Source organism: Pseudoalteromonas sp. SR41-4 (assembly GCF_014163985.1).
Taxonomy (GTDB): Bacteria; Pseudomonadota; Gammaproteobacteria; order Enterobacterales; family Alteromonadaceae; genus Pseudoalteromonas; species Pseudoalteromonas rhizosphaerae.
This window is the reverse complement of the sequence record NZ_JACJEI010000010.1, coordinates 45,061-58,390: the sequence shown is the minus strand read 5'-3', so window position 1 is coordinate 58,390 and position 13,330 is coordinate 45,061. Positions and strand designations below refer to the sequence as shown.

The window sequence follows — 13,330 nt, the reverse complement described above, 5'->3', positions numbered from 1 at the left end:
TATACCAAATCGGGCAGCTACCAACCCATGAGTTGCCAACTATTAAGTAATTAAGCAAAAAAGGATTACACCATGAAAAAAATGATTATCGCCTGCACTGTCGCTACTATTTTTGCAGCACCTAACTTAGCCCACGCTGACACAGTTGCAGTTAAAGCAAAAGAAACTCATAAAGAAACGGTGATAGGTTTAAGTACGGGGGCAATTGTTGGCGGTATTGTTGGCGGCCCAATTGGTGCCTTTGTTGGTGCATTTGCCGGAGGCTTGATTGGCGAGCAAGAAGTGGCAGAAGATAAAATTGCCGAGCAACAACGAGCTTTAGTTGTGCTGCAAGATAAAACCGATGATTACCAGCATGTACTTGCTCAAAATACGCAAATGAGTGAGCAGCTCGATAAGCTTGAGAGTAATAACGAACGCCTTGCATTAGCCAAAATGCACAACCTAATGGCAATGACCATTCAATTTAAAACCGGTTCAAGTGAGATTGCCCCGCACTTTGCCAGCCAACTTGATCAACTAGTGAATTTACTTCAAAGCCAGCCAGACTTGCAGCTGGATTTAAATGGCTTTGCCGATCAACGTGGTGATGAGCTCGCTAACTTAGCGCTTTCAAAACAGCGAGTCGCAAATGTACAAAGCTACTTAATAAAGCAAGGTATTAGCCATACCCGCTTAACGACTACCGCATTTGGTGAGCAACAAACTGTGGCAGATAGCGATAATTATGAAGAAAACATGTTTGACCGCCGTGTAACGTTAACAACTCGTCCAAGCACGCAGCCGTATAACCAAACCGCGAGTAACTAATCGCCATTTTGCCAAGTAGCCGCCAAGGGAGTGATTTTTATGTTGAGTAAACCAAGCAAAGTGCTGACCCGTAGCCATTTATGGTTACGGGGAAGCCTTTTTACCTTCATCGCGTTTGTTAGCTGTGCGAGTAACGCCAGCACATCGCCAGAACTAACTATGTTCGACAGCAATGGTGCAAAGGCAGCGCCTGGCGTTATCTTAAAAAGTGATGCCACCATGACAGTCACCGGATTGATAAACCATGTCTTGGTAACTCAACATTATCGCAATGAAAACCCGTTTGCTGTTAATGCACGCTATGTCTTTCCGCTGCCAGAGGAAAGTGCGGTGCATGCTATGACTATGCACATTGGTGAGCGAGTGATCAAAGGTGAAATTGATAAAAAAGCACAAGCCGAGCTGCGCTTTCAACAGGCGCAACAAGCGGGTAAACAAGCCGCTTTAGTGCGCCAGCAGCGTGCAAACATGTTTGTCACTAATGTGGCAAACATCGGCCCCGGCGAAGAAGTGCAAATAGAGCTGCAATATCAAGAAGTGATTGATTATCGCAGTGGTACATTTGCACTACGATTTCCAACCACGATAACGCCGCGTTACCATCCGATTAATGGGGTATTAAATGAAACAGCAGAGGATATGATTGACTCGCAGAGTAATGAGTTATCATCAGCGAGTATTGCTGCCACCGGTTGGATAGCACCGATTTACATGGCCACTAAAAATGCAGGCGCGGTTCAAGGCGAGTTTAAGCTAACGGTTAATATTGATGTTGGCCTAGAGCTGGTGGATATTCAGTCTAAATATCATCGTATTAATACCGAAAATCTGGCATTTGGTCAGTATCAAGTTACTTTAAATGAACAACGTGCCGTGAAGCGTGATTTTTTACTGGAGTTTAAACCGCTGCAAAAAGAGCAAGCGCAAGCCGCATTTTTTACTGAGCAGCTCAGTAATGGTGAACGTTATGGATTATTAATGTTGCTGCCGCCGGATGATCATTTTACGCAGACTCAGCGTCTAGCAAGAGAAATAATTTTTGTAGTCGACACTTCCGGCTCTATGCACGGACAGTCAATGGAGCAAGCCAAAAGTGCACTTCATTATGCGTTATCGTTACTTGATAGTAACGACAGCTTTAATATTGTCGGCTTTGACGATCAAATTATGCCTATGAGCGATAAACCTGTGCCGGCTAATGATTTTAATTTACGCCGTGCTGAGCGCTTTGTATATAATTTACAAGCTGATGGCGGCACTGATATTAAAGGGGCATTAGATGGTGTACTAGATGCTCGTGAGCATCTAGGGTATGTGCGTCAAGTGGTATTTTTAACCGATGGCAGTGTCAGTAATGAAGATGCATTGTTTAAACATATTAGTGCGCAACTAGGTGATAGTCGTTTGTTTACGATTGGTATCGGTAGTGCGCCTAATAGTTACTTTATGCGTCGAGCTGCAGATGTTGGACGCGGAACGTTTACTTATATTGGCAGCAGTAGTGACGTGCAACCAAAAATGCAGCAACTATTTGATAAGTTAGCTCATCCTGCAATTACTCAACTTGCGCTTAGCAGTGATTTGGCAAATCAAGCTCTTGAATATTGGCCATCGCCGTTACCCGACCTGTATTTTTCAGAGCCGGTGATGGTTGCTATAAAGCTTGATAATAATGCCGGCGTTACTTTAGCGGGGCAAACGGCGCAAGGGCCGTTGTCGATAAAGTTAAATACACAACAAGGGCGACCGGCCCATGGAATTGCAAGGTTGTGGGCACGGCAAAAAATTAAATCATTATTACTTTATAACGAGCAAGAGCAGGTTAAAGCACAGGTTGAGAGTCTAGCGCTTGAACATCAATTACTTAGTCCGTTTACCGCCTTTGTAGCGATTGAACAGACACCATCGAGCACTGTTGCTGAGCAGAATGTGCAAGTGGCTAATCAACGACCTCAGGGTCTAGCAATGAGTTTGCCACAAACTGATGGGCAAAGCAGACTACATATTTTACTCGGTTGCATGCTGTTGGCTGGATTTGCAGTGTTGAGACTGAAAAAATGAAAGCAGTGATTGGCGCTATATTGTTGATTGTTGGCTTGGCGTTGCTTGGTCATGGTAGTTATATGCAAGCTAAAGCGTGGCTGGCACAACACCTTATAGAGCAGGCTTGGCAAGTGGCACTGACAACGCCAGAGCAACAAGTTAAACCCTGGTTCTATGCTGATAGTTATGTAACTGCACAACTGAATTGGCCAAGCCAAAAGCAAACCTTAACAATATTAGCAGGAGCCAGTGGCCGTAACTTAGCGTTTGCCCCGAGTCACTTTTTAGCTAGTGCAGAGCTAGGCTCTGAGCAAGCAGGCGTGTTAATTGCTGGACATAATGACACTCACTTTGCTTTCTTACAAAAAGTGAATGTAGGTGAGCAATTTAGCTTACAAACGCAAAATGGCCAAATTGATCGCTATCGAGTGCGTGGGATTGCGGTTATTCATCAGTCCCAGTACGATTTTTTAGCGCATAAAGGCTTGTATTTATTAACCTGTTATCCGTTTGACTCTTTAGCCTCCGGGACTGAATTACGATTATTAGTCTCTGCCGATAAATTGCCATCACCTGCATCGGTATTATCTATGTCTACTACCAATTCTTGATGACGCTGACTTATCATTACACCTACAAATACCACGCCAATGCTGAGCCATTGGCTAAGAGAAAGCACTTCTCCCAAGATAATTGCTGATAATATTAGGGTGAAAATCGGTATTAAATTTGAATAGGCTGCGGCAGTGAGCACCGACACCTTACTAATTGCGTAATTATACAAACCATAGCCGCCTAAGGTGACGCAAGAGCCTAAATATAAAATACTTAATAATGCGCCAAGGTCGTGTTGATTTTCACTGGGTAAATCAATAAACAGTAAAAATGGCGCAAAGAACAGACTACCGCTAAAACCTTGCAGTGCAATTAAGGTTAATGGTGAGTAGCGAGCAACTAAATGTTTAACTGAAATAGTATAAAATGCAGCGCAGACCATTGCCATTAACTCCAAAAAGTTACCCAGCAATGGATTGGGAGCCTGCTCTGAGCTTGGCGACATTAAAGTTAATAAGATACTGCCGCCAATACAAAAAGTGAAACCAATAACAATGGCCTTACTAATGTACTCTTTGAGCATAAAAAACGCTAAAAGTGCTACGATAATCGGTAAGCACGATACAATAACTCCCGCTTGAGAAGCTGAAGTATATTCCATCGCATGGCCTTCAAATAAAAAATACAAACAGGGCTCAGCCAGCGACATCCCCACCAGATATTTCCAGTCACCTTGATGATATTTAAAGCGAATAACGTAACGCCATAAGCACAATGCCATGACTAAGGTGGTTAACATGCGTAAAAAAATCACCAGTGCAGGGTCATAAATGGCGATCGCGTATTTCAGCGCGATAAAAGAACTGCCCCATAAAAAGGTGGCGATTATTAAACATAAACTGGCTGGCATGAAGGTCGCTTTAAAGTGAATTAAAACACGATCCTAGCACGTCAGCACCGTGATTGAATATTTTTAACTTGTTCAAAAATCGATAACTGGTATAAATAAATCCTTCAATATTTTTGTGTAGTAAAAAGCATGCAAAGGGCACAGGTAATAGTGGTTAAGCTGGGAACGAGTGTACTCACTGGTGGAACCGATAAACTCGACAAAGCACACATGGTTGAATTAGTTCGCCAATGTTGTGAATTAAAAAAGCAAGGTCATCAAGTTGTGCTGGTATCAAGTGGCGCGGTGGCTGCTGGCCGAGAGCAACTATTAAAACCCTGCGGTCGTTCTTTGATTGATAAACAGATGCTTGCCGCGATTGGTCAAGGTCAGCTTATCCACATTTGGCAAAGCTTATTTGCTTTATATGGCGTCAATGTAGGGCAAATGCTACTGACTCGCGCTGACGTTGATGACCGAGAACGCTACCTCAATGCCCGCGATACTTTAACTGCATTATTAAGTTATGACGTGGTGCCAATCATTAATGAAAATGATGCGGTCGCAACTGCTGAAATTAAAGTAGGTGATAACGACAACCTCTCAGCACTGGTCGCTATATTAGCTAATGCCGACAAATTATTATTACTAACCGACCAAGAAGGTTTATTTACCAGTGATCCACGTACTGATGTTAATGCGCAATTAATTGACGAAGTGGCACATATTGATGATGAGTTACGCCAGCTTGCTGGTGGCAGTGGAACTAGTCTAGGCACGGGTGGTATGGCAACGAAATTGCAAGCCGCTGATATCGCTCGTCGAGCCGGGGTGGAAGTGATTATAGCCAAAGGTGCTGGTAAAAATGTGATCCTTAATTGTATGAGCGAACAGTTACCAGGAACACGCTTTGTAAAGCTAACAGCGCCAAGAGATGGCCGTAAAAAATGGCTGTTAGCTGGACCTAAAAGTAGTGGCCAAATAGTGATTGATGATGGCGCAGTAAATGCTTTACAGCAACAAGGCGCTAGTTTATTAGCCAAAGGCGTACGCGGTGTGCGCGGGCAGTTTGAACGTGGCGATTTGATTGATTTAGTCACCAGTGATCAACAATTAGTGGCCCGTGGGTTAGTACGTTTTAGTAAAGCTGAAACCGATACTATTAAAGGTTGTCATTCAAGTGAAATTACAAAGTTGCTAGCTTTTGATTGCGGTAGTGAAGTGATCCATCGAGATGATTTGGTGTTGTTTTAGATTATCAAGCTACTACATTGTAAAACATTAAAGTCATCCCTTGAGGATATAAATGAATAGTTTAATAATACAGCAAGACTCAAGCTTTTATTCTTTGATGCCGGCCTTTTCACTGCGGTATTGAGTTTTGCTTTATATTTTTAAAATAACGTGGATTGCTTTACCTTTTAGGAGATGGATTCGCGTTCTTTGATGCTATTTTAGCTTTATATTTTGTGCTAAAATCTGTGCCCTTAAATTGTTGTAAACAGGGCCCAGTTGATGAAATTAGTTCGTTGGTTATTAGGTAGTTTGATCTTATTTTTTGATTTTGTTTTTACACCACGTAGTAAAAAACGTCCTGCGGGAGAGCAAGCTCAGCTTGATCAACTCACTGCACAATTTAAACTATATCAATTCAAAGCTTGCCCATTCTGCGTAAAAGTGCGCCGTGCAATTAAACGCGAAGGGTTAAAAGTTGAAACGCGCGACGCGAAAAGTAATGAACAGTATCGTCAAGAATTGCTCGAACAAGGCGGAAAAATAAAAGTACCGTGTCTACGTATCGAAAAAGATAACCAAGTCACTTGGTTATATGAATCAAACGATATCATTGCTTACTTAAATAAAGCTGCAGCTTAATATTCATTTTTCAAGCGCATTTGCTGTGTTAGCATTTAGCGCATATTTTATTGTCCATTGAAAGAGAACATAACCATGACAATTCGTACACGTGTTGCGCCGTCACCAACTGGTGACCCGCATCTTGGTACCGCTTATATCGCCTTATTTAATTACTGTTTTGCTAAGCAGCAAGGTGGCGAATTTGTACTTCGTATTGAAGACACAGACCAAGTACGTAGCACACCAGAATCAGAGCAAGCGATTATGGATAGTCTTCGTTGGTTAGGGCTTGAATGGGATCATGGTCCTGATGTCGGTGGTGAGTTTGGTCCTTATCGTCAATCAGAGCGTAGCGATTTATATAAAAAATATGCACATCAGTTAGTTGATGATGGCAAAGCATTTTATTGTTTTGCAACCAGCGAAGAGCTGGACCAAATGCGTGAAGAGCAAATGGCTGAAGGCCTGCGTCCTAAATACGATGGTCGTGGTTTAAACCTTACGGATGACGAAATTAAAGCCAACTTAGCTGCCGGTAAGCCTTACGTTATACGTATGAATATTCCAAGCGAAGGTACCTTTAAATTTAACGATTACTTACGTGGTGAAATTGAGATCCCGTGGGAAAACGTTGATATGCAAGTGTTACTTAAAGCCGATGGTTTCCCAACTTACTTTTTAGCTAACGTGGTTGATGACCACCATATGGAAATTAGCCATATTTTCCGTGGTGAGGAGTGGATCAACTCTGCGCCTAAGCTGCTAAAATTATATGAAGATTTTGGTTGGCAAGCGCCGGTGCTTGGTCACTTACCACTATTACGTAATCCAGATAAGTCAAAGCTATCTAAGCGTAAAAATCCAACTTCTATTAATTACTATAAAGAAATGGGGTACTTACCTGAAGCGGTACTTAACTACCTTGGACGCATGGGCTGGTCAATGCCGGATGAGCGTGAAAAGTTCACGCTTGCTGAAATGATTGAACATTTTGATATGAAGCGTGTATCTCTCGGTGGCCCAGTATTTGACGTTGATAAACTAAGCTGGTTAAACGGCATGTGGATCCGCGAAAACTTCAGCAACGAAGAGCTAATTCAGCGCTTTGTAGATTGGAAGTTTAATGGGGCAATGCTTGCTAAAGTATTACCAGAGGCGAAAGCCCGCATTAATACCCTATCAGATATGGTTGATTTAGCCGGTCATTTTGTCGGTGGTATTCCAACTTACGACCCTGCGTTACTGACCGCTGGTAAAGCCGATGAAGATGTAATTCGCCAAGCTTTACAGTTCTTTATCTGGGAGCTTGAGGGCTTACGAAGCTGGGAGAAATCAGCAATATTTGCTATAGCTAAAGCGGTGTCTACTTTCCATGAGCTGAAGATTAAAGACTTTTTAGAGCCGATATTTGTCGCTATTACTGGCAAAACGTCTTCAACATCAGTACTTGATGCAATGGAAATATTAGGCTCAGATCTATCGCGCGCACGTTTACGTGTAGCACTTGCGCATTTAGGTATCTCTAAAAAGCAAGCGAAGAATATTGAGCGTGCGTATCGCGAGTATCCTGCTGCATAGGTAAAGTAATCTAGCTAAGCTTGATGATCATTAAAAGCCGAACTTTATTAACGTGGAGTTCGGCTTTTTTGTGGAAAAATAATGGAGTATTGCCAACAAGCAAAGCTAGTGTGTGGACGATGAAATTATAACAGTTGGCTGTTCTCACGCAATTTGTTAGCTCAGCAGTGAAAAGTGGGGTATCGGTGGTTTATTTTTCGAAAAAAAAGCCGTGTTTTAAATCAACACGGCTTTGTTGTTTTAATTTGCTTTGCCCTAGACTTTGAACTCATCTACAGACAAGCGTAACTCTTCGGCAAGTTTAGCGACCTCAGAGCTTGATATATTAGTCTGATTAGCTCCTTCAGCGGTTTGTTCAGCAATGGCTACGATAGACTCAAGGCGCTCGCTAATCTCTTGTGAGACTTGTTGTTGCTCTTGTGCTGCTGTCGATATTTCTTCACTCACATCATGTGCTAAAGCAACCGCTGAGGTGATTGAATCCAGTGCTGCGTTGGCTAGGTCTGATTGTTCAACACAAGAATCAGCTTGTTGCTTGCCTTTAGACATTGCAGTTACGGCTGCTTCCGCGCCTGTTTGCAATGATTCGATCATGGCTTGAATTTCTTGAGTCGAGGCTTGTGTTTTACTAGCCAATGAACGAACCTCATCAGCAACAACGGCAAAACCACGACCTTGTTCACCAGCACGTGCTGCTTCAATAGCTGCATTAAGTGCTAGTAAGTTAGTTTGATCCGCGATACCACGAATAACATCAAGAATACTACCAATTGAGGCGCTATCTTGATGAAGCTTATTAATGACTAGTGAGGCTGATTCAACTTCACGAGCTAGCTGCTCAATGGTCGATTTATTCTGGCTAGAAATACCCTTAACACGCTCAGCTTCTTTATCGGCATTTTTGATTTCTTTAAGTGCCTGTTGTGCGCTATTGCTTACTGTTTGTGAGGTACTGCTCATTTCCGTTGTCGCTGTTGCAGCTTGTTCTACCTGTGCTTGTTGATTACGAATTGCTTGACTTGATTCACCGGTGATAGCAGACGTTTCTTCTGAGGCCGCAGCAAGTTGTGTGGAACGAGATATAATACCTTGGATCAAGCTGCGTAAGCTGGCTATAAGTGTATTACAGCTACGCGATAGTTCACCAAATTCATCTTTAGCTGTATCGTCTAGACGTTGTGTCATGTCGCCACTAGCAACAATATCAAGAATGCGGTTTACTTCTGCAAGCGGTTTAATAATGCGGTTAACCGTTATATAAGCTACGATTATGGCTAACAAAGTTGCGCTGATCATACCAACCCAGGTCCATAAATTAGCTGAATCTACGTCGGTCCTAACTTCTTTTTGCAATTCAAAAGCAACATTACTAGCTTGAGAAACTAATTCATTAAGTTGTTTTATTGCAGTTGCCGTAGCTTGCTCTGCCTCTGTAAGTTCCTTTTCAGTCATTGCGATTACATCAATTAAACGCTTTTTGTTAGCTGAAATACTATTGTTGCCGAGAATGTTATCGCGAAGAGAGACGAAGTAATTGTTTAGATCGTTATATAAACCAGGCTCTGCTGCTTCAACAACCGGTTTTAGTAGCTTTAAGCTACGCTCAATCTCCTCTAAATAATAAAGCTGCTCATTTTTGACGATATCTAAGGTATTTTGGGTTTTAACTGTCAGCATGTCAGTGCTGTTGGTGACTAAAGACAAAAAGTTATTTTCTAATTTATTAGCCGCTTGATAGGCTCTGCTATCACTGCTTTCTAAACCATCAATATCGATAATATCCAAAACCACAGAATTAGCATCTTCCGCTGCAAGCTCTATCGTTTCTAATTGTGCTCGTAATGATTTATTGAGTTCTAATTGGGTTTTTTTATCTTTTAATAAATCTTCTACTAATTTAATAAAGCTTTTGTAAGTTCGCTCAACGTTTTGACTATTTTGATTTAGTTGATCGTTGTCACGTACAACGAGTTTTAACTGTGAATAAGCTTTATCAAAGCGTTGTTTTTGTTCGAACACCAACTTTTCAATTGGCGCAAGCTCTGCTGCTGAAGAGGTATAAAAACTAGCTTGGGCGGCTTTACTCATCAGGATAAACTCAACCTGTAGTTCTGAGCTTTGTTCTAATGCCGGCAATGATAATTGATTTACTTGCTGTGCTGAATTATTAATATTTGCGATTCTGAACAGTGAATTACCCCCAATTAAAAGAAGTAATAAGGTGATACAAATAAAACCACCCCAAATACGTTGGCTGACAGTTAAGTTCATATAAAAATTCCATAAAGAGAGTAGCAATTAGACTTTATCGGCTTTATTGCGGATAAGTTAAGTAATTAAATTCAATTACTTTTAACATTCGTTACTATAAATCTAACAGAAGATGATTAATTTTTCAGTTAAATTAGATGAAATCAGTAGAATTAGCGCTAAAGTATTGCTTATTTTTTAACTCCATCAAGCTCAGCTTCCCACCCCATACACAGCCTGTATCCAAAGCATGGATATTTGCATGATTAGTTACGCCCTCAAGAGCAGCCCAATGTCCAAATACAATATGCTGTTTAAAAGTTGTAAATTTTGGGTGCTCAAACCAAGGCATCATTGCAGTAGCGTTAGTAATACTACCTTTATAGCTTAACTCTAATTGTTCATCAAGGGTTAAAAATCGCATTCTGGTAAAGTAGTTAACAATATAACGAAATCGCTCAAACTCATTGAGTTGCTCACTCCAAAGGCCTGGGTGCTGCTCATACATATGTTTGAAAAAATCGCGCGCATTCTCACCTTGATAGCAGGATTCAGCAAATTGAGCATGTTGCAGAGCCTGCTCAATGGACCATGCGGGGTTGAGGCCGGCGTGGCTAATAAATACCTGTTCTGTTTCAAGCCATAGAGCCAATGGTTGCTGCTTTAGCATGGCTATATAAGCAGGTAGTTTTGCTGAACCAAGCAGGGCGGTGAGCTTGTCTTTTGGATTAGCGGGTTTATCTAACATATAATTGGCAATCAGATGTAAGTCATGATTACCTAAGGTAACGGTGATACTATCTTGATGTGTATATAAATAATCTAGGCAGGCAAGAGAGTCGGGGCCGCGGGCGACAATGTCGCCCACTAAATAAAGGTGGTCTTTACTTGGGTTGAAGTCAACTTGCAGCAACAAAGCTTGAAATTCTTTATAACAACCTTGTAGATCACCTATCGCATAATTTGCCATTATTTAACCTAAATTCGGGAGAATAAATCTATCTCCTGTGGCTATTTTCAACGCTAACTGCGTTGAATCTACTTGCAATAGGCCAGCTATTGACGCGTAAATTCGCCTTGTTATCTCTGAAAATCTCCGACAGGACAGCTTAAAGGCTAGTTATATCATTAAATCAATGCGTTAATAAATATCTTAACCCGATTTCAGGTTATTTAATGTAAAATATTAGGCAGTGATAAACGAAAAACATTAATAGGTGCATCAAACTCTGTACCGAACTCATTCTTCAAGGTGTAATAACCTTGCATCGTTCCTACGGGAGTATCTAGCACTGCACCACTGGTATATTTATAGCTTTCACCAGGACCAATAGTTGGTTTTTCACCGACGACGCCTTCACCTTGTACTTCGATTTCTTTACCATTTGCATCAGTGATCAACCAATAGCGGCTAATTAACTTTGCGCTGCATAGACTGTGATTTTTAATGGTAACGGAATAAGCAAATACATATTTATCAAGTTCAGGTTGTGATTGACCCTCAACATAAAATGTTTCTACCGATACTTTGATGGGTGAGCCCAAATTACTGCTTGTTGTCATAAATCCAATTAGCTATATCAATAAATTGTTGTAACGAAAGGCTTTCAGCACGCAACGTGATATCTATACCAATGCTAGTTAATTCATCTGCGGTGAGTAAATTAGCTAAGCTGTTGCGCAGTGTTTTGCGGCGCTGATTAAAGGCCTCTAAACACACAGTGTTAAGAATTTTAGTACTTTTTGCTGTACGTTGCTCTGGCTTTTTCGGTATTAAACGAATAACGGCAGAATCAACTTTCGGTGCTGGTTTAAAACACTCTGGTGGTACTTCGATGACAGGCATTGCATTACAGTAATACTGTGTCATTACGCTCAAGCGACCAAATGTTTTACTACCAGGTCCTGCTACCATGCGTTTCACCACTTCTTTTTGTAGCATAAAGTGCATATGCTCAATGTTGTCGGCAAACTCAAATAAATGGAACAGCAATGGTGTTGAAATATTGTATGGTAAATTACCAAACACTTTTAGTTTGTTGCGGTCAGCTTTGATCAAACTTGAAAAATCAAATTTCATCGCATCACCTTGATGCACAGTAAGCTTAGGCCCTAAAAATGGGTGCTCAGTTAAGCGCTGGGCTAAATCTTTATCTAGTTCAACAACCGTTAAGTGGCCACTTAGCTCACTTACCGGTTCAGTGATAGCACCTAGACCAGGACCGATTTCAACTAAATTATCTTCAGGTTTAGGATCAATCGCGGTGACGATTTTATCGATGATCATCTCATCACATAAAAAGTTTTGCCCAAAACGTTTGCGGGCGCGGTGTCCTAAATGTACTTTATCTGTCATTGATTTTGTGCTTTTTCATGGGCGAGCTTAATTGCTTCGCGGATCGCTAATTCAAAACTACCTACATCAGCATCACCAGTACCTGCTAAATCGAGCGCCGTACCGTGATCAACTGAGGTGCGTATAAACGGCAAACCAAGGGTGATATTAACTGATTTGCCAAAACCTTTGTATTTTAGCACAGGTAAACCTTGATCGTGATACATTGCAAGCACTGCATCAGCTTGTGATAGATATTTGTCTTGGAACAAGGTGTCAGCAGGCAATGGCCCGATTAAATTCATACCTTCACTATTTAGCTGTTCAATGGTTGGGGTGATGGTGTCAATCTCTTCACGCCCTAAATGGCCATCTTCACCCGCATGAGGGTTAAGCCCACAGACTAAAATACGTGGTTTTTCGATACCAAATTTAGTTTGTAAATCATGGTTTAAAATACCTGCAACTTTACTTAAACGCTCACTTGTAATAGCACGTGATACATAAGCCAGTGGGATGTGCGTGGTCACTAGTGCAACTCTTAAGCCTTCAGTAGCTAATAACATCACCACATCAGGGGTGTTTGATTGCTGGGCAAAGTATTCGGTATGGCCACTAAATGAAATGCCAGCTTTATTGATAATACCTTTATTAACAGGACCAGTTACAACGGCTGCAAACGTACCATTCATATTCTTTTCGCACGCGATACGCAAGGTATCGAGTACGTATTGACCGTTGGCATCATTTAACACACCCATCTCAACGTCGGCACCTAAATCAACTTGGTGCAGATAGACACTCCCTGCAGGGGCGATTACAGCTGGTGCATTTTCATCAAATGGAATTAAATTGATTGTTAAACCAAGCTGTTTGGCTCGCTGTTGTAATAATTGCTTATCAGCAATCACAACCAGCTGCGCAGGCCAATCATGCTGTGCAAGTTGCAACAGTAAATCTGGGCCGATCCCGGCAGGTTCGCCGGGAGTAATTGCAATACGTAGGATCATTGG

At 41.6% G+C, this 13,330-nt stretch carries 12 protein-coding genes; 6 read left to right on the top strand and 6 right to left on the bottom strand.

The features are described from left to right. Positions 1–72 precede the first annotated feature (72 nt). From pdsO to H5180_RS10190, 3 genes are read left to right on the top strand one after another with little or no spacing between them, the layout of a single operon-like run. A complete protein-coding gene (pdsO, locus tag H5180_RS10200) occupies positions 73–810 on the top strand; it encodes a sortase-associated OmpA-like protein PdsO (protein ID WP_145235421.1) in 738 nt (245 codons plus the stop codon). Positions 811–849: 39 nt separating this feature from the next. Next, positions 850–2,871 (top strand): marine proteobacterial sortase target protein, encoded by a 2,022-nt coding sequence (locus H5180_RS10195; RefSeq protein WP_145235424.1) that lies wholly within the window; start codon positions 850–852, stop codon positions 2,869–2,871. Beyond that, positions 2,868–3,464 (top strand): class GN sortase, encoded by a 597-nt coding sequence (locus H5180_RS10190; RefSeq protein WP_145235426.1) that lies wholly within the window; start codon positions 2,868–2,870, stop codon positions 3,462–3,464. The genes H5180_RS10195 and H5180_RS10190 overlap by 4 nt, the downstream gene beginning before the upstream one ends. On the opposite strand, the gene H5180_RS10185 is transcribed toward H5180_RS10190, so the two are convergent. Beyond that, positions 3,356–4,318 carry a DMT family transporter gene (locus H5180_RS10185; protein WP_145235428.1) on the bottom strand — a complete coding sequence of 321 codons (963 nt, stop codon included), beginning with the start codon at positions 4,316–4,318 and terminating at the stop codon, positions 3,356–3,358. The two genes, H5180_RS10190 and H5180_RS10185, sit on opposite strands and share 109 nt — an antisense overlap. Before the next feature lie 129 nt (positions 4,319–4,447). Between H5180_RS10185 and proB the strand changes: the two genes are divergently transcribed. The 3 genes from proB (at position 4,448) to gltX (ending at position 7,732) form a co-directional block, all read left to right on the top strand. Further along, positions 4,448–5,551, top strand: a complete 1,104-nt coding sequence (proB, locus tag H5180_RS10180) for a glutamate 5-kinase (protein WP_145235430.1) — start codon at positions 4,448–4,450, stop codon at positions 5,549–5,551. A gap of 261 nt (positions 5,552–5,812) precedes the next feature. Next, positions 5,813–6,172: a glutathione S-transferase N-terminal domain-containing protein gene (locus H5180_RS10175; RefSeq protein WP_145235432.1), complete on the top strand. Its 360-nt coding sequence runs from the start codon at positions 5,813–5,815 to the stop codon at positions 6,170–6,172. A 75-nt stretch (positions 6,173–6,247) separates the two neighbouring features. Further along, the gene (gltX, locus tag H5180_RS10170) at positions 6,248–7,732 is read left to right on the top strand and encodes a glutamate--tRNA ligase (protein ID WP_145235434.1); all 1,485 of its coding nucleotides are present in this window, start codon (positions 6,248–6,250) and stop codon (positions 7,730–7,732) included. A 255-nt stretch (positions 7,733–7,987) separates the two neighbouring features. Here gltX and H5180_RS10165 read toward each other — a convergent pair whose 3' ends face one another. The 5 genes from H5180_RS10165 to pdxA all read right to left on the bottom strand — a co-directional run bounded on the left by H5180_RS10165 (position 7,988) and on the right by pdxA (position 13,327). Beyond that, positions 7,988–10,003: a methyl-accepting chemotaxis protein gene (locus H5180_RS10165; protein WP_182731791.1), complete on the bottom strand. Its 2,016-nt coding sequence runs from the start codon at positions 10,001–10,003 to the stop codon at positions 7,988–7,990. Positions 10,004–10,136: 133 nt separating this feature from the next. Further along, complete coding sequence (locus H5180_RS10160; RefSeq protein ID WP_145235439.1) at positions 10,137–10,952, bottom strand: symmetrical bis(5'-nucleosyl)-tetraphosphatase; 816 nt, start codon at positions 10,950–10,952, stop codon at positions 10,137–10,139. 203 nt (positions 10,953–11,155) lie between these two features. Further along, complete coding sequence (gene apaG, locus H5180_RS10155) at positions 11,156–11,545, bottom strand: Co2+/Mg2+ efflux protein ApaG (protein ID WP_145235442.1); 390 nt, start codon at positions 11,543–11,545, stop codon at positions 11,156–11,158. After that, positions 11,529–12,338: a 16S rRNA (adenine(1518)-N(6)/adenine(1519)-N(6))-dimethyltransferase RsmA gene (rsmA, locus tag H5180_RS10150; protein WP_145235444.1), complete on the bottom strand. Its 810-nt coding sequence runs from the start codon at positions 12,336–12,338 to the stop codon at positions 11,529–11,531. The genes apaG and rsmA overlap by 17 nt, the downstream gene beginning before the upstream one ends. Further along, on the bottom strand, positions 12,335–13,327 hold the full coding sequence (pdxA, locus tag H5180_RS10145; protein WP_145235446.1) for a 4-hydroxythreonine-4-phosphate dehydrogenase PdxA: 993 nt from the start codon (positions 13,325–13,327) through the stop codon (positions 12,335–12,337). The genes rsmA and pdxA overlap by 4 nt, the downstream gene beginning before the upstream one ends. Positions 13,328–13,330: the final 3 nt, after the last annotated feature.

Coding starts and splice junctions, on each gene's coding strand:
- pdsO (WP_145235421.1), top strand. CDS start 73: ATGAAAAAAATGATTATCGCCTGCACTGTCGCTACTATTTTTGCAGCA.
- H5180_RS10195 (WP_145235424.1), top strand. CDS start 850: ATGTTGAGTAAACCAAGCAAAGTGCTGACCCGTAGCCATTTATGGTTA.
- H5180_RS10190 (WP_145235426.1), top strand. CDS start 2,868: ATGAAAGCAGTGATTGGCGCTATATTGTTGATTGTTGGCTTGGCGTTG.
- H5180_RS10185 (WP_145235428.1), bottom strand. CDS start 4,318: ATGCCAGCCAGTTTATGTTTAATAATCGCCACCTTTTTATGGGGCAGT.
- proB (WP_145235430.1), top strand. CDS start 4,448: ATGCAAAGGGCACAGGTAATAGTGGTTAAGCTGGGAACGAGTGTACTC.
- H5180_RS10175 (WP_145235432.1), top strand. CDS start 5,813: ATGAAATTAGTTCGTTGGTTATTAGGTAGTTTGATCTTATTTTTTGAT.
- gltX (WP_145235434.1), top strand. CDS start 6,248: ATGACAATTCGTACACGTGTTGCGCCGTCACCAACTGGTGACCCGCAT.
- H5180_RS10165 (WP_182731791.1), bottom strand. CDS start 10,003: ATGAACTTAACTGTCAGCCAACGTATTTGGGGTGGTTTTATTTGTATC.
- H5180_RS10160 (WP_145235439.1), bottom strand. CDS start 10,952: ATGGCAAATTATGCGATAGGTGATCTACAAGGTTGTTATAAAGAATTT.
- apaG (WP_145235442.1), bottom strand. CDS start 11,545: ATGACAACAAGCAGTAATTTGGGCTCACCCATCAAAGTATCGGTAGAA.
- rsmA (WP_145235444.1), bottom strand. CDS start 12,338: ATGACAGATAAAGTACATTTAGGACACCGCGCCCGCAAACGTTTTGGG.
- pdxA (WP_145235446.1), bottom strand. CDS start 13,327: ATGATCCTACGTATTGCAATTACTCCCGGCGAACCTGCCGGGATCGGC.